Origin of the sequence: Streptomyces sp. cg35, assembly GCF_050410835.1 — a bacterium.
In the GTDB taxonomy this organism is placed as follows: domain Bacteria; phylum Actinomycetota; class Actinomycetes; order Streptomycetales; family Streptomycetaceae; genus Streptomyces.
In genome coordinates, this window is the sequence record NZ_CP191268.1 from 8,677,480 (window position 1) to 8,700,204 (window position 22,725).

The following is a 22,725-nucleotide window of genomic DNA, read 5'->3' on the forward strand; positions in this document are numbered from 1 at the left end:
CGATCGTGTGTCGCGTATCCGATGAGGGGTCCGTGCGCGAGCAGGGGGCGTCGGCTGCCGAAAAATGGATCGTCAGGGCGGGCTGATCCTCCTACCCTCCCGCCATGCAGATCGTTGTGACGCTGGACTGTGTCGACACCGAGGCGCAAGCCGAATTCTGGCTGGCCGCGCTCGCTCCGCTGGACTATCAGCGCGGCTTCCACGGGTCTCCCTACCTGAGCCTGGTCGGGCCCACTCCTGCACCAACTCTTCTCCTGCAACAGGTTCCAGAACCAAAACAGGGCAAGAACCGCATGCACCTTGATCTCGACTTCGGCACCGCAGACCTGATGCTCGAGGTCAATCGCCTCGAACAGCTGGGCGCTACGAGACTCTCTGAAGAACTCAGCGAACACGGCTTTCGCTGGATCGTCGTTGCTGACCCGGAGGGCAACGAGTTCTGCGTATTCGATCCCCCGGACAGCATCGACACTGCGCAATAGATACGAGGCCAGGCCGAGGCTCCACCTCCGGCCTGGCCCGCCGAACTGCGAGCGGACGGCGAAGGAATACGTCGCGTCCCGCGCTGCATCCCCACGGTGATGGGTCAGGCCGTTAGCAGCGTCACCTCGCTCTGCGGCGGCCCCACTTCACGCCTGCGTCAGTACACGCCTCGACACGCTCACACCGCACATCCGCACCCCCGCGATTCGACAAGAGGCCACTGGACCTTTATGGTGGATGGCGTAAAGGTCCAGTGGCCTCTTATGGGAGCGGGTGTGGTCCGGATGGCAAACACAAGCGCCGCGCACCTGGCCCGCACACCTCTGGGGGGCTCCGGTATATCGGTGCGGCCCGTCGATCTCGGGCTGCTACGGGGCGAGCGGCGCCCCCGGGTCGACCGGTGGCCGGGTTCGGGTTCAACGAGCAACCTTCGACGGCCACCCTGGGTACGTCAGATCCGCCTGCGAGGCCAGCCTCCGCCGGGCCCACGGCATCGAGGCACAGGTGCTCCCGGCATGCCAGCGCCTGGGCGTCACCCTCGGGCGCCGAGTCAGACCCCGGCGACTTCCGGTCGACACTGCCCACCCTCCAGGGCGCCAACGTCGAGCTCAACCGCCAACTGGTCGACGCCCTGCAGTAGTTCGCCACGGCGACGGGGCGCGCCCCGGGTCAGGTCGCGGCTCAAGTGCGGCCGGTACGGAGCCCGCACACCATGACGTGACACGCCGAGACCGGGCAGCGCACTTCACGGCCTACGGGAAACGTCGCCGATCCGGCCTGCGCGCCGGATCCCGCACATGAGCGCACCTCACGCACCGATCGACCAACTACCCACCCCCGTAACGAATTACGACACAGAAACCGAGGCATCACCATGAGCACCAAGACCTGGCTGATCACCGGAAGCTCCCGCGGACTGGGGCGCGTCCTCGCCGAATCGGTGCTGGAGGCGGGGCACCACGTTGTCGCGACCGCCCGGCGCACCGAGGCTCTGGGGGAGCTCGCCGACAAGTACGGCGACCGCGTCCGCCTCGTCACCCTGGACGTCACCGACGCCGACGCCGCACAGCGGGCGGTCCAGGCCGCCGTCGAGGCGTTCGGCCGCCTGGACGTGGTCGTGAACAACGCCGGCTACGCGGACATGGCCGCGATCGAGGACATGTCCGGCCAGGCCTTCCGCGACCAGATCGACGCCAACCTCTTCGGCGTCGTCAACGTCACCCGGGCCGCGCTGCCCGTCCTGCGGGCGCAGGGCTCCGGGCACATCATCCAGATCTCCTCCGTCGGCGGACGCGTGGGCGTCCCGGGCCTGGGCGCCTACCAAGCGGCCAAGTGGGCGGTGGGCGGCTTCTCCGAGGTCCTCGCCAAGGAAGTGGCCCCCCTCGGCATCAAGGTGACCGTCGCCGAGCCGGGCGGCATGCGCACCGACTGGGCGGGCTCGTCCATGAGCACCCCACCGGTCAGCGCCCCGTACGAGAAGGTCGTCGGCGCCACCATCGAGGGCATCCGGAGCCAGGACGGCAAGCAGCCCGGTGACCCCGCCCGTATCTCCCAGGTCCTCCTGGACCTCACGGAGGCTCCGGAGCCGCCCCTGCACCTGCTGCTCGGCAGGGACGCGGTGGCCGTCGCCGGCGACGCGGCGCGGTCCCTCGCCGCTTCCGACGCCGTGTGGCGGCACGTCAGCGAGTCCGTATGACCCGTGCCGCCTCCGCCCCGGCCTGCGCCACGCCCCCGAAGAGCACCGGGCCGGAGACGGGACCGGCGGGGGCGTAGGGTTGCGCGGGCGGTGCCGGTCGGGGCGCTGTGCGGGTGCTCTTCGAGGAAGCGACGATGACAGACGTTCGGCCGACGGACTTTCAGCGCGCGCGCAGCGCCGAGCAGCGCGAGGCCCGCAAGCAGGCCATCCTCGAGGTCGCGACGGAACTGCTCGCAGAGATGCCCGTCAGCGACATCAGCCTGCGGGAGCTCAGCCGGCGGGTGGGACTGTCGAAGACCAACGTCGTGCGGTACTTCGAGACCAGGGAAGCGGTGTTCTTCGAGCTGCTCAACCGTTCCCTCGCGCAGTGGATCGAGGAGCTGCCCGCAGACCTGCCACCCGCCCGGGAGCCTGAGACGGTGTCCACGCGGGCCGTGGTGGAAGCCTTCGCCCGATCCCTCGCCCGCCGGTCCCTGCTGTGCGAGCTGTTCAGCTCGCTGGGCTCGGAACTCGAACGGAACATCTCCGCGGAGTCGGCCCGCGCTTTCAAGCTCGCCCACGTCCAACTGCTGAGCGAACTCGCCCAGTTGCTGCGCCAGCACATCGCCGGGCTGACCCCTGCCACCGCTCGCGAGCTGGTCTCGCTGACCGTGGTCTGCACGGCCGGACTCTGGCCCTTCGCCCACCCCTCGCCTGCCGTGGCCGAGGCCCAGCAGGCTCCCGAACTCGCCGACACGCGCGTCGACTTCGCGGATCGGCTGGGCCGCACCCTGCACATCGCGGTGATCGGGCTGCTGAGCCTGGACTGATCTCCGCGCAGGACACGGCGGCCCGAGCCGTCGCGCAAGCGAGGGGAGCGGGCGCTGTTATGCCGCGGCCTCAGTCTCGGACACGAAGCCGAAGACGGCCCGGTCGAACAGCTCGGGTTCCTCGACGTGTCCGAGGTGACCACTGCGCTCCAGGATCACCAGCCGTGCGTCCGGGATCAGGTCGTGCAGCTCTTCGCTCCAGCGCACACCGCAGATCACGTCGTGCCGGCCCACGACGATCAGCGCGGGGACGCCCAGCGCCTTGAGAGCGACCCGGTCGTCGATGACATCAGGGCGGAGGTTCTCGTCCAGACCGGAGATGAACACCGCTCGCACCGCGTCGCGAAAGGGCGCCCAGCGTTCCTCGTTGCCCCAGTAGTCGGCGAAGTACGAGGGCAGGACTCCGCGCGCCACCGCCGCGGTCTCCTCGTCGCTGGAGATACGGGACATGGCGCCGAAGGCGGCGAGCACGTCCGGGAGGCCGGGGTGGCCGGCGTGCTCGGCGGCGAACTTCTCCACCATGCGCGCGGCCTCCGCACCGTGCTCGGGCCCCGTGACCGGCGCGCCCCCGTACAGCACCACACCGGCCAGCCGGTCGGCCCGGTGGACGGCGTGGTACGCGGCGACGAAAGCGCCGTGCGAGTGGCCCAGCAAGTACACCTTGGCCACGCCCAGTTGATTCACCAGGTGCTCCAGGAAGCGGCTGTACCGGTCGCGCGTGTAGCCATGGGGGTGGGAGGGCAGCCGGCCGGACGCGCCGGTCCCGATCGGTTCCACGTACACCATGGTCAGGTGCTGTTCCAGCAGCGGCATGCGCATGTAGTCCCAGAGGATGCCGGGCCCGCCGGAGTGGACCAGGCACACCGGGCCGGTGCCGTGGACGTGGTAGCGCTGGGTGATGCCGCCGACGGTGACGGAGTGCGTGCCCGGGGACAGCGGGCCGGACGGGGTGTCCGAACTCCCGTGCTGGCCAGGGGTGTTCGCGGTGACGCTCATGGTGGCTCCGTTCGAAACAGGGACGGAAGACAGCTGATGACACCGACACGATGCTGAGGCAGCCGCCGAAGTTCGGTTCCTCCGCTGTGACCTGCGCCACTCCTGGTAATGCGTGGACCGCGGCTGGTGAGGGTCTCCGTCATCCGGCGCCTGCACGTCGAGGGGATGCTGCCGTTGCGCACCGCGTCGGCCCATGAAGCGCTGTGATGAATCACCGGTGTCATGTGTGCGGAGCGGGCGGCTACGACGCAACACATGTATGGAGCTCCGGGGAATCACCCGGATTTCCTTCGGAGCTTCAGGCGCCGTGCGTCCGGCGTCCATGCCGTGGGCGGACGGTGACGTGCAGCGCGGTGGCCGGTGCCAGGACGGATGGCACCGGCTCACAACCGGGAGACGCGACGACCGGTCCGTCCCGTACCGTCGCGGGCTACTTCTTGTCCGGCTCGACGAGCGTGTACATCACCGAACGCTCCTGCTTGTGGCGCCGGATACGGCCCTTGGCGACGAGCGACTCCAGGGTGTTGCGCACCACCTGCGGCGTCGGCGTCCGGTCCGGGTGCTTCTCCAGCAGTTCGTCGCGCAGGTCCTTCGCCAGGCGCGGCTCCTTGTACGCGGAGAGCAGCTCTGTCAGGAGCTCCCCGAGCAGCGGCTGACGCGGCTTCTCCTTGCCGCCGGCCTTGCCGGAGCTCTTGCCGGACCGCGCCGCCGCGGGGCGACGTGCCTTGCCGGGAGCGGAGGTTGCGGACTTCGTGGTGGACCGCGGGCGTGTGAACGTGGCTTCGTCCTGTGCCTGCTCCGGCAGCGGCGGTGCCTCCACCGGGCCCTGGAACCGCTCCGTGAGGCTCAGGATGTCGGTCAGGAGAGCTTCCTCCTGCTTCAACATCTTGATCTTCTCGGACAGTTCCCGCTGCTGGCGGCGGTTCTCCTCGAGGTCCGATGCGGCTTGCTCGACGTACCGCGACCGGAGCGTCTCGGTTGATTGGCTGGCCACAACCGGTTCACTCTCCCTTGCGTTGAATGGTGGCAGGCATCGTACCCAGACCAGTGACGGCCACCGAAGTTCGCGAACAACTTTCTTCCCCGTACTGCCAGGATGTATGTCATTTCTGTTCGAACACTGTCGTGCGTCGCCTGGACTGTGTGACACACCGGCCCCACGCGCCGACCTGGGTACTCACCCCGAACGTACCTCTCTGAAGAGGCCGGCGCAGCGGATGCGGCAGTTGGTGGCGCCCGGTTCCCGGCCCGGCCGGGGTGTGCGGCCCCTCAGGCGCGTTCGCGCGCCAGATCGACGGCATGTTTCACCGCGCCCTGGTACGCAGGACCATGCCCGGGCAGGACCACGTCGGCCGGCACGGGCTCGAGGAGGGAGAGCGATTCCAGCGCCCGGGCACGGTCGGCGTGGAACATGCCGGGGAGCAGCTGCGGGCCCTTGATACGCGAGGTGGCATGGGCCGTCACCAGGGCGTCGCCGGTGACGAGGATGCCGCTTCCGGGCAGGTGGTAGGCCGCGTGCCCCTGAGTGTGCCCGGGTGTGTGCACGGGGACGGGGCCGCCCGGCAGGTCGAGCGGGCCCGGTGCGGGGAACGCGCGGGGATCGCCGATCTTCATGTGCGCCGTTCCGCCCGACCGCACGGCGTGCAGCGCCCAGGGGAGCACACCGGGCCGCCAGGCCTGCGCCAGCACCTGGCCCGCGGTCACCTGATGGAGGAAGTCGCGCCGGGCGTGCGGTACTTCCGCCTCGTGCATCAGCACTGGTGTGCCAAAGGTGGTGCGCAGATGCTCGGCGGCACCGATGTGGTCATTGTGGGCGTGCGTGATGAGAACGGCGCTGACGGCTTCCGGGGCGAGGCCGACAGCGCTCAGGGACGCCAGCACGGCCTCCCGGTCGCCGGGATAGCCGGTGTCGATCAGCGTGCAGCTGTCACCGTCTTTGACGATCACCCAGTTGGTGTTGCTTCCCGAGACGAGGTGGACCGAGTCGTTGACGCGCACCACGGCGTCGTCGCTCAGGACCTTCTGCATACCGGTACCTCCCGATGGTGGCTGCTCGGCCGTACGGACGGCCGACGCCGTGAGTGCCACCAGGCTAGCAACGTGCTTCTGGGGGCGCGTTCACGATGGGCTGTGCGGAAACATGTGTGTGTACACGTGTCGACGGGCGAGATGCCTCACACTTGAGGTGTGAGACTGTGAGGGCAGGGCATGTACTGGGATGCTTGGTCGACTCCAGGGTGTGACCGTGTTCCACGGCGACACATGTACTCATGACAGGTGAACGGCACACAAGCGGCGGGGTTCCGGTACGGGAGCCTGCCGGTGGCGCGCCGCGGTGGCCACGTCCGGCCTCCACCGGCTGCATGGAGAGAACTCGGGACGGCTCAGAGGACTATGGCTATACCTTCCACAGTGGTGAACGGGTCGGACCTGCTCGGTGTCATCATGCGAGAACACAGGGACGGACTCATTTCCTACGCCGAGAAGATGCTCGGCGACCACGGGCTCGCCGAGGACATCGTGCAGGAGACGGCGGTCCGGGCCTGGAGCAACATCGATCGCCTCGTCGGGACGGAGGGATCGGTCCGCGGCTGGCTCTTCACCGTCACACGCCACCTGGTCATCGACTGGGTCCGCAAACCCCATGCGCGCCGGGAGGTGGTGGGAGCCCGGTACGACGATCCGCTGTCCGCGCGCCACAGCACCGACCGGGTGGACGACTCGCTGGTCGCAGGGCCCCTGTTGCGGCAGTTGTCACCGGAGCACCGCGCGGTCCTGGTCCACCTCTACCTGTGCGACCGCACCATCCAGGAGACCGCCGGAATCCTCGGTGTGCCGACAGGAACGGTCAAGTCCCGTCACCACAATGCCCTGCGGAAGTTAAGAGCCCTGGCGCCCCTCGAAGCGGCCTGATCCGCGGCGACGGGGCGAGGGGCGAGGCGCGGCGGGGGTGGGCGGTGCAGGATCCGGACCAGGGACGGCCGGTCTGAAGCCGGCCGTCTGCGGACGCCGGCGCCTCGGCGTCTCACGTCTGACGGTCAAGTGACTGATGGTGGGGACGCCGGTGTGCACAAGAGTGAGGACAACGAACGCGCTCCACGAAAGGGGAGACCCCGTCATGAACGGCGAGCAATCCGAACTACGGGTTCACCAGGCGGAACCTCGGACTCTGCCCGAACTCTCCCTGACCCTCCAGCGCGTACTGGATGAGTACGTGCGGATACCTCTGCGTGCGGAGTTCCGCTTCGATCCGGACGCACCCATGATCATTTCTGCCACGTTCGCGCACGGCCGGGGCTCCAGCGTGACCTGGCACATCAACCGGGAGCTCCTTCGCCAGGGCCTCTACGAAGAATGCGGCGACGGTGACGTGCAGATGTGGCCGACGCGCTTCGACGAGGAGCGGACGTGGTTGATGCTCGAGTCCCGGGACGCGAGTGCCGTCTTCGAACTGCCGGTCCCGACGATGGCGGAGTGGATCGAGTCCACCTACCAGGCGGTCCCGGCCGAGGCGGAGTCCGGCCTGCTGGACTGGGACGGCTTTTTGGAGGACCTGCTCGGGAGCGGCGAACTGCCGTCCGGCTGACGCGCCTGGGCCGGTGGCGCGCCGCAGGTCACGGCGATGACGCTCCGGGCGGACCGGAGAGCGGAGGCTCGCCCGTCCGGCCAGGACGCCATCGGTCAGAGCGCCGCGCCGAGGTAGGCCGCGACCGCCAGGCCGCGCGCCCGCTGGGTGGCCATCTCCACGGCCAGGGCTGCGGCGGGGTCCGACGTACGGGCGTCGTTGCAGTTCACCTTGCGGTTGAGGGCCAGCATCGTTTCGTCCACGCTCGGCGTGCACTGTCGACGCTCCTTGCGCTGCCGCTTCGTACGCATGGATTCCTCCCGGGTGCCGGCCATTGAGTCGACACCACTCTAACAGGTGACGTGATGCACTGCCGGATCCCTGGCTGCTGCCCTGTGGTCGATCGGGGAGGCGAGGCATTGCATATTCGGCAGTCACCAGTCAATATGGTTACGTGAATCATGCCTTCCCCTGTGGGACGCTCCCACTCGACTTCGTCGGCACTCTGCGCGCACGGCGCAATGAGGCACCGACCGAGAAGCTCGCCACGCCCGAACTGCTCGACGACTGGTTCGTCGAGTCCGAGATGCTGGACACGCCGCCCGACGCGGACGAGGTCGATCTGGAGACCGCGATCGACCTGCGCGAAGCGATCTACTCCCTGGTCGCGGCGCGCCTCGCGGGCGAGACTCTGCCCGCCGCCGACGTCGCCGAGGTGAACCGGCACGCTGCCGGCCTGCCCGTGAAGGTGCAGCTCGGTCCCGACGGAGTGCGGCACACCGGGTCCGTCTCCCAGGGCCTCGCGGCCCTGGCCCGCGCCACGGTCGAGATCCTCGGCGGCGACGAGGGCGCCCTGCTGCGCGAGTGCGCCCGCCCCGAGTGCACCCAGGTCTACCTCGACCGCTCGCGTGGTCACCGGCGCGAGTGGTGCGCCATGCGGACCTGCGGAAACCGGGTCAAGGCCGCCGCCTACCGGGCCCGCAAGAGCACCGCCGGAGTCTGACGCACGCGCGTACGGCAACCCGCCGCCGACGAGCCCGCCGCCCCGGCGGCGTGCATCATGCGGTGCGCCCGCCCAGCCGGTGCGAGTGCGCCGGGTAGACGCCGAGAACACGGACCTCCGAGGAGAAGAAGCGCAGCTCCTGCAGGGACAGCGCGACCCGGGTCTCGTCGGGATGCCCCTCGATCTCGACGTAGAAGCAGCTGGGGTTGAGGCCCGCGCCCATCTGGTAGCTCTCGATCTTGGTCAGGTTCACCGCGTTGCTGGCGAAGCCGCCGAGAGCCTTGTAGAGGGCGCTGGGGATGTTCCGTACGGCGAAGAACAGGCTCGTCATCGTCGGCTCGTCCGAGAGCGGCGCGAAGTCCGCGTCGCGGGACAGGATGACGAAGCGCGTCGTGTTGTCCGGATCGTCCTCGACGCCCGCCTGCAGCACCTCGAGGCCGTAGTGCCGGGCCGCGGCGGGCGGGGCGAGCGCCGCGTGGCGCGGGTCGCCCAGTTCCGCCACCTCACGGGCCGCTCCCGCCGTGTCGTCGCTGATCAGCGTGCGCCAGCCGCCCTCGCGCAGCACCTTGCGACACTGCCCGAGCGCGTGCACATGGCTGCGCACCTGCTCGACCTGCGCGAGCGACGCACCGGGCACTCCCACGAGGTCGAAGCGGATGGCGAGGAAGTACTCGCCCACGACGAACAGGCCGGATTCCGGCAGGAGATGGTGCACGTCGGCCACGCGCCCGGCCGCCGAATTGTCGACGGGGATCACCGCCACGTCGGCGGCGCCGAGCGTGACGGCGTCCAGCGCCTGTTCGAAGCTGGTGCAGGGAAGCTCTGTGCATCCGGGGAACAGCTTCTGGGCAGCGGTTGCCGAGTTGGAAGCGTATTCGCCCTGGTATGCGACGCTCGTCACGGTGGTTCACCTTCGGTCGGAGAGCTGGCGCCGTCGGTCAGCAGGAGATCAACCGTAGACCGAAGGTGCTGCAACGCCGCGAAGCTGTCCAAGAGGAGAGACTCCAGGGGATGGCGCGCGTCGTGCGCGGGGAACAGGACCGTGTGCTCGTACGCGGCCGTCACGACGCGCTGCACCAGTGCCGCGGCCCGTCCGACCCGGTCCGGCAGGGGCGCGCGGGCGGCGAGGGAGACGAGCCGGCCCAGGCCGGGCCCGTTGTGGAGGTCCGCCGTGAACCCGAGGCGTTCGTGGCGCAGCAGCGCCGCCAGCTCGGTCGCCACGGCCTTCGGCTGCAGAGCGGAGGTCGCCGCAACGCGCGAGGAGTCCGCGGCCGCGCCCAGCGCCGCCAGCTCGCCCGTCAGCCGTCCGGCCGCGCCCAGGGCCATACCCGCGACCGCCGTCCACACGAACGAGGAGTGCTCCCCGTACAGCGCCCGGCCGGAGGAGTGGCTTGCGTGGCCCGTCGGCACGAAGAAGCCGTGCAGCGGGAAAGCCGCGCCCGGAGCGAGCGGGGCGTTGACGCAGCCGCCAGTGATGCCGGTCGATGCGGGCAGGCTCCGGGAGGGGACCACGTAGAGGTCGGGAAGGCGGTGGTCCGCCTCGGTGTCGTCGGGCCCCTGCCCTGGCCGGGGCAGCGGAAGCACCAGCCAGGGCCCGAGGCCTGCAGTGGCCGGTACCCGCCAGCCACCGGAGAGCGCGAAGCCGCCCGGAACCGGCCGCACGGCGGGCGAGCTCCCCGCCGTCGGCACCGCCACCGCGTGGGGCAGCGATGCGGTCCAGTTCCATCGGCAGGTGAACGATGCCCAAGCCTCCCCAGGGGCTGCGTACCCCTGGGATTCATGGGCCACGAAGACCTGGGCCGGGTCGGAACCGGGGCCTACCGGTGCGGACGTCGAGGCGGCCCGGCCGATGGCCGTGACCTGTCCGGGCGAAGCCAGGGGATGTACGCGTCGATCCTTGTGCACGGTTTCTTCTGGTGGGTGCGGAGGTGTGTGTGGCCGTGCGCTCTCCTCCTGTACGTGATGATGCGGAGGAGCGGTCGCATCGCCGTGCCCGCCGGGGTGGAAGGGGGACGGCACACCCCGGCGGGCAGGTCGGGCACCGGGTTTTCGCCCGGTCAGGCCATCGCCGTGGCCTTGACGGTGGCGGGGATGTTGCCCCGCGTGGCCTTGGAGCAGGGGCAGGTCCGGTGCGCGGCCTCGCCCAGGGCGGAGGCGGTGTCCTGCCCAGCCGAGCTCCTTCGGGACGGCCAGCCCGGTCGTGAGGAGCCTGTCGCTCGCGGCGACATGGCCGCCGTTACGGCCCTCGCCCGTCACCGTGACCACGCGGTGTAGCTGGTGCTCATCGTCTCCGTCTCCTCGTATCAGGCTGATGAAGTCGTGGACCTGCGTCGTCGACACCGGCGAAACGGCGGTGACACACCTCAGTATCCGAGAACCTGCTTGTGAGATGACTTGTGAGTGCGAGGTGTGCAACGCCGAACACGTATCTCGGATTATGCCTAAACGGTCCGGCTCGTCCATACCTCGATGGGGGAAGTTGCGCTGAGCTGGCGGCGTGTGCGAGCTCCGGAAGGACGCATCGTTCAAATGCAGTGCGGACGCGGCGATGCGTTTGCTACGCTCAAGCTCCCTTTCGTCGTGTGTTGAGGAGACTGCTGTGGCAGGTGAAGACGACATCTCCGGGTGATACCCGGTTGTGATGGCCACCCGTCGATGGATGCCTGACGCGTCCGCCGGTGTGGTCCCTTCGTCGTCCTCTCATGCCCTGAACTCCCTTACGCGGTGGAGTGCTCCACGCATTCCCGCGTTCCACACGAGGAACTCAAGATGTCCGACGCCGCCGTCATCTGCTCGAACCTGTCCTTCGCCTGGCCCGACGACACCCCCGTCTTCGAGAACCTGTCCTTCACCGTCGGCCCCGGCCGCAACGGCCTCGTGGCGCCCAACGGCGCCGGCAAGAGCACCCTCCTCAAGCTGATCGCCGGTGCGCTGCGGCCCACCGCCGGATCCGTGACCGTCTCCGGTTCCCTCGGCTACCTCCCGCAGAGTCTGCCGCTCACCAGCAGCCTCACCGTTGCCGAGGTCCTCGGTGTCGCCGAGGTGATCAAGGCGCTCGACGCCGTCGAATCCGGCGATGTGAGCGAGGAGCACTTCACTGTCATCGGCGATGACTGGGACATCGAGGAACGCACCCGCGCCCAGCTCGACCGCCTGGGACTGTCCGACATCGGACTCGACCGCGCTCTCGGGACCCTCAGCGGGGGACAGGTGGTCTCGCTCGGTCTGGCAGCCCAACTGCTCAAGCGACCCGACGTCCTGCTCCTGGACGAGCCGACCAACAACCTCGACCTCGACGCCCGGCACCGGCTCCACGACGTCCTGGCCGACTGGAACGGCTGCCTGATCCTGGTCAGCCACGACCGCGTACTGCTCGACCGCATGGACCGCATCGCCGAACTCGACCGCGGTGAACTGCGCATGTACGGCGGGAACTTCACCGCGTACGAGGAAGCGGTCAAGGCCGAACAGGAGATCGCCGAGAAGAACGTCCGCAACGCCGAGCAGGCGCTGAAGCGGGAGAAGCGGGAGATGCAGCAGGCCCGCGAGCGTGCCGAGCGCCGGGCGAGCAACGCCGCCCGCAACCTCAAGGACGCCGGTCTGCCACGGATCTTCGCCGGGAACATGAAGCGCGGGGCGCAGGAAGCCGCGGGCCGGTCGGGGCAGGTGCACGCGGCCCGGGTCAGCGAGGCCAAGTCCCGCCTGGACGAGGCCGGACGCGCGCTGCGCGACGAACAGCGCATCACCCTCGACCTGCCCGACACCCAGATCCCGACCGGGCGCACCGTCTTCCTCGGTGAGCACCTGCGGGTCCGGCACGGGGACCGGTCCCTGTTCGCCGGCGACGGCATCGACCTGTCGATCCGCGGTCCCGAACGGATCGCGCTCACCGGGCCCAACGGCGTGGGCAAGTCCACCCTGCTGCGCCTGATCAACGGCGAACTCGAAGGGGAGGGCGGCGAGACCAGGCGCGCCGACGGCCGGATCGCCTACCTGTCGCAGCGCCTGGACCTGCTGGACCTCGACCGCACCGTCGCCCAGAACTTCGCCGCCTACGCGCCGCACCGCACGGAGGCCGAGCGGCTGAACCTGCTCGCGCGCTTCCTGTTCCGGGGCGCCCGGGCCCACCTCCCCGTGGGCGTCCTGTCGGGTGGCGAACGCCTGCGTGCCACCCTGGCCTGCGTGCTGTGTGCCGAACCCGCTCCCCAGCTCCTGCTGCTCGATGAGCCGACGAACAACCTCGACCTGGTCAGTGCCGGGCAGTTGGAGAGCGCACTTACCTCCTACCAGGGTGCGTTCGTGGTCGTCAGCCACGACGAGCGGTTCCTGAGCGAGATCGGCGTCGACCGGTGGTTGCGGCTGGAGCACGGTGCACTGACCGAGGTCGCAGCTCCCGAGGTGTGAGGCCGGCCCGCTCCCCGCGCCGGACTGTCGTCCGGTGCGGGGAGCGGATCCGGACAAACCTGCGACGCACCCGGCGGCCATATGTCCGCAGGGCCGTGCGACGCGTCGCGTCGGCCGACAACATGCCAGGTGTTTTCAAGACAGCCGTGACGAAGCCCACCCCCTACGCTTAGGCTGCTCGATACCCCGGAAGGTATGGCGGTGGGACGTGCGGCCGTTCACGCACCCGACCCCTCGTCCCAACTGGGCCTCCGGCGGCGGGAGTCGGCCTGAAGGCCACCGGACGAAGACGTCTCGGGTCACGGGCCGTGTGCGTGTTCTCAGCATGCGGCTGTGCGAGACACGTGTGGGTGGGCGGCAGTGCGCGGCACGACCGCGCGACATGTCATCAGGGGAAGGAAGGGGGACGCCGTGGAGTCGCTCGGCACCACCGTCGTCGGCCGGGCCGGCGAGCAGGAGACGCTGTCCGCGTTCGTGACCGAGGGCGCGGGACGTGCCCTCGTCCTCAGGGGCGAGACCGGCGTGGGCAAGAGCACCTTGATGGACCAGGTGGCCCGGCTGGCGGCCGACGAGGCACACCGGCTGATCCGGATCGCCGGTGTGGAGACGGAGTCCGAGCTCCCGTTCGCCGGACTCCACCAGCTTCTCCACCCCCTGCTGAACCGCACGGTCGAGCTCGACGAGCAGCACCGTGCGCTCTTCGACGTCGTCTTCGGGCTCAGCGCCGGTCCGCCCCCGTCCGTCATGGCGCTCGGCATCGCCGTACTGGACCTGCTCGCCCTGGCCTCCGCCCGCGACCCGCTCACCTTTCTGATCGACGACGGCCAGTGGCTGGACGACTCCAGCGCCGAGGTGTGCGGGTTCGTGGCGCGCCGGCTCTCCGGCAGCTCGGTCAGGGTGCTGGTCGCTCTGCGCTCCGACGTCCGTTCACGTTTCGACACCGCGGCCCTCCCGGAAGTCGGGGTGGAGCCGCTCTCCGACGAGGCGGCCGGGCAACTCCTCGACCTGCGCCATCCGCAGATGGACAAGGAGAGCCGGCAGATCGTGCTCGAGCACGCGCAAGGCAACCCGCTGGCGCTGCTCGAACTGCCCCCGCACGTGGTCGGCAGCGGCCGAGGCGCCCGCATGGCAGCGGAATTCGCCGGCTTCGGCGGGGTGTCGCTGCCGCGCCGCCTCCAGCACGTCTACGGCGTCCGCATCGAGCGTCTCGCACCCGCCGTCCGCACGGAACTGCTGCGGGGCGCACTCGACGGTGTGGGGGCCGGCAACGGCCGAGGCCGAGCCCACGGCGCGCAGTACCGGATGGAGAACGTGGACGAGGCGGCCGCCGCGGGGCTGCTCGAAGTCGACCCGGTCAGCGGTGACTTCCTCTTCCGGCACCCGCTGATCCGCGGCACCGTCGCGCAGTTGGCGACGCCCAATCAGCGCCGCGCGGCGCACGCCGAGCTCGCACGGGTGCACCGGACCGACCTCGAACGCCGTGCCGGACATCTGGCCGCCGCGACGATCGACCCCGACGACGAGGTGGCGGCCACGCTGGAGGCGGCGGCCGGATCCGCGACCCGGCGTGGCGGCGCGGCCGCCGCTGTGTCCTGGCTGACCCGGGCCGCGGAGCTCAGCGAGCAGCCCGCGGACCGGTCCCGGCGCCTCGGCGACGCCGCCTACATCGCGGGCCAGGCGGCCCTCCTCGACCAGGCGCGGACCCTCGTGCACTACGCGGATCCGGGGCTCGGGGCGGCCGGTTCCATGGCCTCCGTCATCACCACGGCCTACGTCGGCTTCTTCCAGGACGGCGAGGTCAGACCGACGCACCAGCAGGTCATGGCGGCGGTGGAGCGGCTCCGTGACGACGGGCCGGACCCGGAAACGGACGAGGCCCTCAACCGTCTGCTGGCCGTGCTGCTCGCCATCTGCCAGTACGCGAGCGACGCGGCCATGTGGCGGCGCACCGAGAGCCTCCTGGACTCGCTCGGCGAGCGGGTGCACACCCTGACCGCGATCCTGCGCGACGCGTGGGGCGATGTCGTCCTGCACGGTTCGGGACTGCGGGAGCGTGTGGAGAAGGCCTTCACCGCGCAGGAGACACTGGCGCCCTGGGACGTGACCCGGCTGACCGTCGCCGCGTACCACGTGGACGCGCTGAGCATGCACCGCCCGTACATGCGGCGGGCCGTGGAGCGCGAGAAGGACAACGGCGCCGTCTCCAACGCCATGACCATGCTCCACCTGATCATGCTGGACCAGATGGCGTCCGGAGAGTGGGCCGAGGCGGAGGAGACCGGGGAGCGCGCACTCGAACTGGCCCTTGCTCATGGATACACGCTGCTCGCCCACCACAGCCGCGCCTACCTCGGCCTGCTGGCCGCGACGCAAGGCCGCCTTGAGCGAGCTCGGGAACTGCAGGCGGCCGTGGACGCCTGGGCGCGGCCGCGCGGCGTCGGCTTCCTCACCCAGATCTCGGAGGCCACCGGAGCGGCGGCGGCACTCAGCGAGGGCGACTACGAGGCCGCGTACCTGTACGCGATCGGTATCACCCGGCCCGGTTCCTTCGAACCGTACGCGCACCAGGCCTCCCGGACGCTGCTCGACCTCGTGGAGGCGGCGGTGCACACCGGGCGCGGGGAGCAGGGGCGCCAACACGCTTTGGCAGCGCATGACGTGGGGCTGCCGCACGTGTCTCCCCGGCTGGCGCTCATCACGCTCGGGGCCCTCGCGATGACGGCGGAGGACCCGAAGGAGGCGGAGGATCTGTACACCCGGGCCGAGGCACACCCGGCGGCGCGCGATCTCCCCTTCGAGCTCGCGCGGATCCGTCTCGCCCACGGCATCCGGCTGCGGCACACCAGCGGGCCCAGGACGGCCCGGCCGGTGCTCACCCGGGCCGCCGAGACGTTCGACCGCCTCGGGGCCGCGGCCTGGGCCGAGCGCGCCCATGCCGAGCTGCGGGCCTCGGGGCTGTCCACCCGGACGTCCGCGCTGCACCTGGCGGCGCTGACCTGGCAGGAGCGGCGGATCGCCGAACTGGCGGCCGGCGGGCTGACGAACAAGGAGATAGGCGAGCGCATGCGCCTGTCGCCGCGCACCGTCAGCTCCCACCTGTACCGCATCTTCCCGAAGCTCGGCATCACCTCGCGCGCCGCGCTGCGCGACGCCCTCGGCAGGACTCCCGAGGGCGACCACCGCTGACCGCTCCCTACGGCTGGTCACCGTGGATGCCGTGCTGGGCCAGCCACACGAGGACGTGGTCGGCGACGCCCTGCCATCCGCTGTCGATGGTGAGCGAGTGCGCCCGGTCGGGGAACTGCTTCAGGCTGCTCTGCGCGGCCGCGTCGCCGTACAGCTTGTAGACCGCCCGGTTGACCTCGTCGGGCACCATGCGGTCCTCCTGCCCGGACACCAGCAGCAGGGGTCCGCGCCGGCTGTTGGCGGTGTCGACGGTCCGTCGGCGCTGCGCAGAGCCGGGCCCGTCCGACAGGTCGGACAGCAGGCGGCGCGACGAGGGGATCACGTAGTGCTCGAAGAGCCGTGATGCCTCCTCGGGCACGGTGTTGGCGAACGCGGCGCGGAACTGCTCGGCGCTGAGTGACACCGTCGGCGACGGACCCGCCGAATCCGGCCACCGGGCGGGATCGGTGAACACCGCACCGGGCGGGGCACCTTCGATGGGCGCGGGCGCGATGGCCACCGCGGCCCGGATCCGCCCGAGCCCGAGCAGGTACTGGGCGATCAGCCCGCCGACCGAGTGGCCGAGGACCACGGGCGGGATGTCGAAGGAACGGACGATGTCCTCGTAGTGCTCGGTCAGGGCATCCAGCCCGATCTCCGGCAGCGCGCCGGGGGAGCGGCGCGCCTCACCGACGGTCTCGGGCTCTCCCGGCCAGCCGGGCGCGACCACGGCGAAACCGCGGTCGGTGAAGCGGGTGACCCACGGCCGCCAGGACGCGGAGTGCAGCCAGGGGCCGTGGATGAGGACGACGGGAGTCCGGGGCACGGCACAGTCCCTCCGTGAGCGTGGATGAGCACCCGGCACGGGCGTGTGGGGGGCGACACCGCCAGGATCAACCACGCGCGCGGCCGGGGAAACAGTCGAATGACTTAATGCACCGGCCGCGGGCCGTCCGGACCGCGGGGGATGCCGCCGCCTCGCGCGGTGGCCTCCGGCCGGGAGAGCCGTGGAGCGGGTTCCGGCACGTCACACATCACCGTCAAGTGACTGATGTGCCGAGGGGTGGTCCAGGACGACAGTGTGGAGCGCCGATCACTCGCCGCACTCGAGAGCAAGAGCGATACCTCGCGTCACCCCTTTGACTGGTGACGCATTGTGTGTCAGTGTCGAAGCGCGCGCAGACCGGCCACGCAGGGCCACACATCGGAAACGTACGAGGGGTTTCACATGATCAACAGGCGCACCTTCACCAAGGCAGTGGGTATCGGCACGGGAGCGGCCGCCGTCTCGCTGACCGGTCTGCAGGGCGTCTCGGGCGCCGCCACCAGCTCCTCCGGCGCGAGCGGCGGCAAGGTGCCGGTCGTCCCGACGATCGCCCCCGGCACCCACACCTCCTTCCCGTCGGTGAAGCAGGTCCGGGCGGGTCTGCTGAACGTCGGCTACGCCGAACTCGGCCCGGCGCACGGCCCGGTGGTCCTCTGCCTGCACGGCTGGCCCTACGACATCCACAGCTACGTGGACGTCGCGCCGCTACTGGCCGACCAGGGCTACCGGGTGATCGTCCCGTTCCTGCGCGGCCACGGCTCGACGCGCTTCCTGTCCGCGCGCACGTTCCGCAACGCCCAGCAGTCGGCGATCGCCCTGGACATCATCGCCCTGATGGACGCCCTCAAGATCGACAAGGCCGTGCTGGCCGGCTTCGACTGGGGTTCGCGGACCGCCGACATCATCGCGGCCCTGTGGCCCCAGCGCGTCAAGGCGCTGGTCTCGGTGAGCGGTTACCTCATCACCAACCGCAAGGCGCAGCTCACGCCGCTCCCCGCGAAGGCCGAGCACACCTGGTGGTACCAGTACTACTTCGCCACCGAGCGCGGGAAGCTCGCCATGGAGTCCGAGGAGCACCGCCTGGAGGTCACCCGGCTCGTCTGGGACCTGGTCTCGCCGAGCTGGGGCTTCGACGACGCGACGTTCCACCGCACGGCCGCCGCGTTCTCGAACCCCGACTACGCCGCGATCGTGATCCACAACTACCGCTGGCGCCTGGGCCTGGAGGAGGGGGAACGCCGCTACGACCGGTACGAGAACGTGCTCGAGGCGGGGCCGTCCATCGCGGTGCCCAGCATCACGGTGGACGCCGAGCTCGACCCGTTCACCCCGGCCGGCGGCGACACCGGGTACCGCTCCAAGTTCACCGGCAAGTACGAGCACCGCACGCTCGCCGGCATCGGTCACGACCTGCCGCAGGAGGCCCCGACGGCGTTCGCCCAGGCCGTCGTGGACGTGGACCACTTCTGACCGAGGCGGACAGGTGCGGGGCCGGCCACCATGGCCGGCCCCGCACCTGTGTTGTGACCGTGCATCCGGTCGGCCGGAGCAGTCGTCCGGAACGCCGAACGGCGGTTCAAGGCGCAGATATGCGTCGCCTGGCTATGTCGGTCTGTAGGGGGTTCTGGCACAGATCTTGGGGAGCCGTCGCGGATCGTAGCTCAGCTCTTCGATTGCATGACGTCGTATGTCAGTGGGTGCTTCTAGGCTCGCGCCCATGAACATCGATGATCTTGGATGGCAGGCTCGCACTCTTGGCGGACTGTCCCCGAGAAATGTGGGCTTTCTGTTGGAGCACGGCCACTTGGACCTGGTGATCCAGGCGGCGGTGGAACGCGGGGAGTGGTTCTGCGCCACGGGCGCGGCGGAGGAGTTGTGCCGGGCGGGAGAGTTCAACCGGGCTCTGGAGGTGGTGGAGCCGTTCGTCACGATCGGCTGGCGGGCTGCCCTGTGGGCGAAGGCCGACATTTTGCTTCAGGCGGGCCGAACGGAAGTGGCTCTGGACCTGGTTCGTCTCGATGAAGTCGGCCGCGCATCGAAGGCCGAGTGCCATGACTTCGCGGTACTGCTTGTCAAAGCGGGGCGCGTCGATGAGGCGATCGACCTGCTGGTTCGGCACGTCGACGGCTGGTGGAGGCTGTCGGTCCTGGTGGAGGTCACCGAGGGGCAGGGCCGTGACGAACAGGTGCTGGAGCTGATCGCCCCGCACGCCGACGCTGTGCGGCGGGCCCGCGGCGAGGACCGGTGGAACCAGAGCTTCTGGACCGCGCAGGAGCTACAGGCCCAGGTGCTGGAGCGCGCCGGCCGCCCCGACGAGGCGATCCGGATCCTCGGCCGGGACATAACCGCAGGCCACTGCTTCTCCCAGGGCACCCTTACCGCCTACGCCGAGCTGCTGGCACGTCACGGCAGGCTCGCCGAGCTGCGCGAGCTGAGCACTGGAGAGCACGCGCACACGGTCCTGGACATCTACGCGGGCGCCCTGCGCGACCATGGGCGGGCAGCGGAGGCCGAAGCCGTGATGAGGAACGCCATCGCTGCCGACGACTGGACCGGGTATCGCGCCTGGCTGTCCACGACGTTGCTGGCGGACGGCCGCCTCGACGACGCGATCGCCGTCGCTGAACCTGGCTTCGGCGCGTACGACTGCTCCAACCTTTTGTGGCCGCTTGTCGCACCACTTCTCGACCGTCCTGAGGAGCTTCTCTACTTGGTGGAGCACCCCAGTGTCGTGCCCCACTATGGCCACGAGGAGTTCCAGCACTGGTGGCGGGCCTGGGCCCTGGCCGGTCTGGGACGTATCGATGAGGCGATCGCTGTGGCCGAAGCCGACCCGTCCCCTTGGACCGACCTCGGCATCGTGAAGGCTCACCTTCTCAGCGCCGCTGGCCGCCATGAAGCCGCCGCCGCTGAACTGCGCTCCCTCGGAACGATCAAGGCACGTAAGGAACTCTTGGAGGTCTTGGTCCGCCATGGGCGCGCGGTCGAGGCGATGGCCCTTCATCCAACGGCAGCCGAGGAACGGACCGCCGAGCAGGAGCGCAAGCCCGTTCCTATGGGCGAGAACGGGTACTCCCTGGAGCCTCCGTTCTAGGAACACTCCGCGCCCACTCCCCAAGAGTGGGCGCGGAGTATCACTGAAGCAGGATCATCTTGCGGAGTAACTCGAATCCGGCACGGCCGTAGAGCTGCCGCTTGATCTTCTTGATGCGGTTCACGGCGCCTTCCGTGCCGCCGGAGCTCCAGGGCAAGGTGAGGCCGGCGGTCACCGCATCGAGGTCTCGGAGCAGGTGGAGGGCGAAGTTGGTGAGGCCGGGCAGCTGGCTGGCATCGACGGCCTCGATCCATGCGGGGAGTGTGGGACCCAGCCGGTGAGCAAGGATCTCGCCGAAACCGCGGACATGTTCGGCCGCGATACCCAGTTCAGGGCAGCGAGCCAGGACGTCCTTCAACGCGGTGCGCTCGTCTTCGCTCAGGGTTGAGGGGTGACGGGTAAGGCAGCCGGTGACCCGCCTCACGGTCGGCGGCGGGGGCGGCGCCTGCGGCGGTGCAGCGCGCAGGGTGGCAATGTAGGCGCGGACCATCTGGTAGGTGACGGGCGCGTTCGCAGCGATCAGTTCATGATGCAGGCGCGTGACGTTCGTGCATCCTGCGGCGAACCGGCGCTCCAGATAGGGCTTGTAGGGATCCAGACGACTGGGCCGGGGGCGGTTCTCCCGGAGGGTGTCCTGCCAGGTGGCAGCACGTGCGTAGCGCAGCACGGTGTTGAGCCCCCAGCCCAGATGCCGGGCGATCGCCCGGCGGGAGTGGCCCTGGGCGAGCAGTTCGTGGACCAGGGCGTGCACGGCTTTCTTGCGCTGGGCCCGCCGGCCATCAAGGTCCGGTCCGCCGCGCACCGAGTCATTGGGCGACGCCTCAACGCCCGTTCGTGGTGGCGCTGTGGGTCCGTTCAGGCATTCGCGGTGGGCGGCGACGCAGGTTTCCACGGCTCGGCCGATGCCCTGCCACAGGTGGAACCGGTCGGCGACCTGGATCGCGGCGGGAGCGCCGAGTCGCGCTCCCTCGGCGGCCCCCGCCCGGTCCCGGCAGATGATCTCCACACCCGGGTGGGTGGCCAGCCACTCGGCCAGCGGCCCGGAGTCGCGCGTCGGAAGCACGTCCACCACGCGATGGGTCTCTCCGCAGGCCAAGACGGTGGAGTAGGTCTGCCCACGGCGGGTAGCGAAGTCATCCACACCCAGCACGCACGGCGTGCTGAGCTGTGGGTCAGTCAGCGCCATGACCCTGCGCAGCAGGGTCATCCGTCCCACCTGGAAGCCCAGTTGGGCGGTCAGCCGGGCGCCGGCCCGTCCGGCGAGTGCGAGCCCGACGCGCTCCAGGATGTGGCCCAGCCGCGTGGTGAAGCGCGCGTACGGAACGGTCAACTGAGCGAACGGCTCGGCGAACGTGCGACGCGGGCAGTCGTCCATGACGCAGATGAAACGCCGGACCGTCAGATGGATCACGACACTCTGTTCAGCGAGCGGCAGATCCATCAGTCTGCGCTGGTAGGAGTCGTGTACTCGGTTCGAGGAGTGGCCGCAGTCCGGACAGGCTGCCCCGGGTGCCCGGCCTCTGGCCGTGACGTCGACCGTACCGAAGGCGGCGGTCACCGCTTCGACGCCCACGTCGTCGATTCCGTCGAACACGAGCGAGTCCCAGAACGTTGCGTCGGCCTGCATGACCAGCACCGCCACCGCTCGTTGCGGTCACCGGAGAGGTCGAGCGCAGAGTTGACGGAGCGTCACTCCCTGCTGCAAGGCGGGAAGGCGTACGCGGTCTCACAGGAATCCGGTCCTTGCAATCGAACACTGCGGTGACGCTCCGCGACGGCTCCCCAAGATCTGTGCCAGAACCCCAAACTCATCGACAAACGACTCCCGCAACCAGGCTCTGGCCCACCTTCTGTGGAGCAGGCACGGGAACTTTCGTTCGAGTCCGGGGAAGGCGCAGGACATGCGCCGTGTCGGCCCTGCCGCTGCCCGGCGGGTTCGACGTCGCGCAGCTCGGTGCTAGAGCCGGGACGGCTGCCACCTTGGATCTATAGAGCACTACCATGCGGCGGTGTCAGACTTCATAAAGCAACTGCCCGCCCTGCTTGGGGTAATGATCGGAGCCTTCGGCTCGTACGTGGTGGTCATGCGTGGCGATCGGGCGAGGTTCCGCCGGGAGCACGCAGCTCGGTGGCAGGAGCGTCAGCTCGCGGCCTACACCGACTACGCGCTGACGCTGAAGAGGACCGTCACGCTTCATCGCCGCGTCGCGGCACATCTCGGCCTTGACGGCTATCCGCACCCTCTGCCGCCCGCAGAGGCTACTTCCCTCCTGGTCGACGCCGCCGACGCCCGCTCCGCAGCCGGAGAAGGGCTGCTGATGCTCGGCTCTCCCGAGGTCGTAGAGGCGGCGCACGGATGGGCGCTCACCGTGATGGAGGTGGAAGGCCTTTTGCGTGCTCCTGGCTGCACCGCTGATACATGGTCGGCGCAGCTCGAGAAGCAGCGAACGGCCCGGGAGAAGTACTACACGGTGATCCGACGCGACATGGAGCTGCCGGCAGGCCATTCGGGCCGGTGGCAGCCACCGCTGACCCTGTCCTGATGCGATGTAGCGCAGCTCCACAAGAAGTGGGCCAGAGCCCGCAACCACGGACATAACCACGTTGCCCCTTGAACCGCCGTTCGGCGTTTCCCGAAATACTTCGGGGAACCGTGAACTCCGGTGCCCTCGCGACACGTTGTA

Annotated in this window: 19 protein-coding genes; 11 read left to right on the forward strand and 8 right to left on the reverse strand. The window is 69.7% G+C overall.

The genetic code is table 11. The features are described from left to right. The first annotated feature begins 104 nt into the window (after positions 1-104). From ACQUQD_RS39985 to ACQUQD_RS39995, 3 genes are all read left to right on the forward strand, one after another. Positions 105-482, forward strand: coding sequence for a VOC family protein (locus ACQUQD_RS39985; RefSeq protein WP_428957144.1), 378 nt, complete (start codon positions 105-107; stop codon positions 480-482). A gap of 875 nt (positions 483-1,357) precedes the next feature. Then, positions 1,358-2,179: an oxidoreductase gene (locus ACQUQD_RS39990; protein ID WP_428957145.1), complete on the forward strand. Its 822-nt coding sequence runs from the start codon at positions 1,358-1,360 to the stop codon at positions 2,177-2,179. 134 nt (positions 2,180-2,313) lie between these two features. Next, the gene (locus ACQUQD_RS39995) at positions 2,314-2,988 is read left to right on the forward strand and encodes a TetR family transcriptional regulator (RefSeq protein ID WP_428957146.1); all 675 of its coding nucleotides are present in this window, start codon (positions 2,314-2,316) and stop codon (positions 2,986-2,988) included. Between the two features lie 57 nt (positions 2,989-3,045). On the opposite strand, the gene ACQUQD_RS40000 is transcribed toward ACQUQD_RS39995, so the two are convergent. The 3 genes from ACQUQD_RS40000 to ACQUQD_RS40010 form a co-directional block, all read right to left on the reverse strand. Next, entirely contained in the window at positions 3,046-3,984 is a 939-nt protein-coding gene (locus tag ACQUQD_RS40000) for an alpha/beta fold hydrolase (RefSeq protein ID WP_428957147.1), read from the reverse strand. A gap of 430 nt (positions 3,985-4,414) precedes the next feature. Then, entirely contained in the window at positions 4,415-4,978 is a 564-nt protein-coding gene (locus ACQUQD_RS40005) for a hypothetical protein (protein WP_428957148.1), read from the reverse strand. Between the two features lie 275 nt (positions 4,979-5,253). Next, positions 5,254-6,012, reverse strand: coding sequence for an MBL fold metallo-hydrolase (locus tag ACQUQD_RS40010; protein ID WP_428957149.1), 759 nt, complete (start codon positions 6,010-6,012; stop codon positions 5,254-5,256). Positions 6,013-6,429: 417 nt separating this feature from the next. Between ACQUQD_RS40010 and ACQUQD_RS40015 the strand changes: the two genes are divergently transcribed. Both ACQUQD_RS40015 and ACQUQD_RS40020 read left to right on the forward strand, forming a co-directional pair. Continuing rightward, positions 6,430-6,897, forward strand: a complete 468-nt coding sequence (locus ACQUQD_RS40015; protein WP_428957150.1) for a sigma-70 family RNA polymerase sigma factor — start codon at positions 6,430-6,432, stop codon at positions 6,895-6,897. Positions 6,898-7,102: 205 nt separating this feature from the next. Next, positions 7,103-7,570, forward strand: a complete 468-nt coding sequence (locus ACQUQD_RS40020) for an SsgA family sporulation/cell division regulator (protein ID WP_428957151.1) — start codon at positions 7,103-7,105, stop codon at positions 7,568-7,570. A 95-nt stretch (positions 7,571-7,665) separates the two neighbouring features. Here the strand turns inward: ACQUQD_RS40020 and ACQUQD_RS40025 are convergent, their stop codons facing one another. Next, positions 7,666-7,860, reverse strand: coding sequence for a hypothetical protein (locus tag ACQUQD_RS40025; RefSeq protein ID WP_428957152.1), 195 nt, complete (start codon positions 7,858-7,860; stop codon positions 7,666-7,668). A gap of 143 nt (positions 7,861-8,003) precedes the next feature. On the opposite strand from ACQUQD_RS40025, the gene ACQUQD_RS40030 reads away from it, so the two are divergent. Next, a complete protein-coding gene (locus ACQUQD_RS40030; RefSeq protein WP_428957153.1) occupies positions 8,004-8,552 on the forward strand; it encodes a CGNR zinc finger domain-containing protein in 549 nt (182 codons plus the stop codon). A 55-nt stretch (positions 8,553-8,607) separates the two neighbouring features. On the opposite strand, the gene ACQUQD_RS40035 is transcribed toward ACQUQD_RS40030, so the two are convergent. Together ACQUQD_RS40035 and ACQUQD_RS40040 are read right to left on the reverse strand one after the other, a co-directional pair. Further along, complete coding sequence (locus ACQUQD_RS40035; protein ID WP_428957154.1) at positions 8,608-9,453, reverse strand: prephenate dehydratase; 846 nt, start codon at positions 9,451-9,453, stop codon at positions 8,608-8,610. Continuing rightward, the gene (locus ACQUQD_RS40040) at positions 9,450-10,214 is read right to left on the reverse strand and encodes a hypothetical protein (RefSeq protein WP_428957155.1); all 765 of its coding nucleotides are present in this window, start codon (positions 10,212-10,214) and stop codon (positions 9,450-9,452) included. The genes ACQUQD_RS40035 and ACQUQD_RS40040 overlap by 4 nt, the downstream gene beginning before the upstream one ends. 1,107 nt (positions 10,215-11,321) lie before the next feature. Here ACQUQD_RS40040 and abc-f point away from each other — a divergent pair. Then, a complete protein-coding gene (gene abc-f / locus ACQUQD_RS40045) occupies positions 11,322-12,956 on the forward strand; it encodes a ribosomal protection-like ABC-F family protein (RefSeq protein ID WP_428957156.1) in 1,635 nt (544 codons plus the stop codon). Between the two features lie 411 nt (positions 12,957-13,367). Further along, entirely contained in the window at positions 13,368-16,142 is a 2,775-nt protein-coding gene (locus tag ACQUQD_RS40050) for a helix-turn-helix transcriptional regulator (RefSeq protein ID WP_428957157.1), read from the forward strand. A 7-nt stretch (positions 16,143-16,149) separates the two neighbouring features. On the opposite strand, the gene ACQUQD_RS40055 is transcribed toward ACQUQD_RS40050, so the two are convergent. Then, positions 16,150-16,947 (reverse strand): alpha/beta hydrolase, encoded by a 798-nt coding sequence (locus tag ACQUQD_RS40055; RefSeq protein ID WP_428957158.1) that lies wholly within the window; start codon positions 16,945-16,947, stop codon positions 16,150-16,152. A gap of 402 nt (positions 16,948-17,349) precedes the next feature. Here ACQUQD_RS40055 and ACQUQD_RS40060 point away from each other — a divergent pair, with 402 nt between their 5' ends. Then, on the forward strand, positions 17,350-18,417 hold the full coding sequence (locus ACQUQD_RS40060) for an alpha/beta fold hydrolase (RefSeq protein ID WP_428957159.1): 1,068 nt from the start codon (positions 17,350-17,352) through the stop codon (positions 18,415-18,417). A gap of 247 nt (positions 18,418-18,664) precedes the next feature. Continuing rightward, the gene (locus ACQUQD_RS40065) at positions 18,665-20,041 is read left to right on the forward strand and encodes a hypothetical protein (protein ID WP_428957160.1); all 1,377 of its coding nucleotides are present in this window, start codon (positions 18,665-18,667) and stop codon (positions 20,039-20,041) included. Between the two features lie 40 nt (positions 20,042-20,081). On the opposite strand, the gene ACQUQD_RS40070 is transcribed toward ACQUQD_RS40065, so the two are convergent. Next, a complete protein-coding gene (locus tag ACQUQD_RS40070) occupies positions 20,082-21,668 on the reverse strand; it encodes an ISL3 family transposase (protein WP_428957773.1) in 1,587 nt (528 codons plus the stop codon). A gap of 382 nt (positions 21,669-22,050) precedes the next feature. Between ACQUQD_RS40070 and ACQUQD_RS40075 the strand changes: the two genes are divergently transcribed. Continuing rightward, entirely contained in the window at positions 22,051-22,584 is a 534-nt protein-coding gene (locus ACQUQD_RS40075) for a hypothetical protein (protein ID WP_428957161.1), read from the forward strand. Positions 22,585-22,725 lie beyond the last annotated feature (141 nt).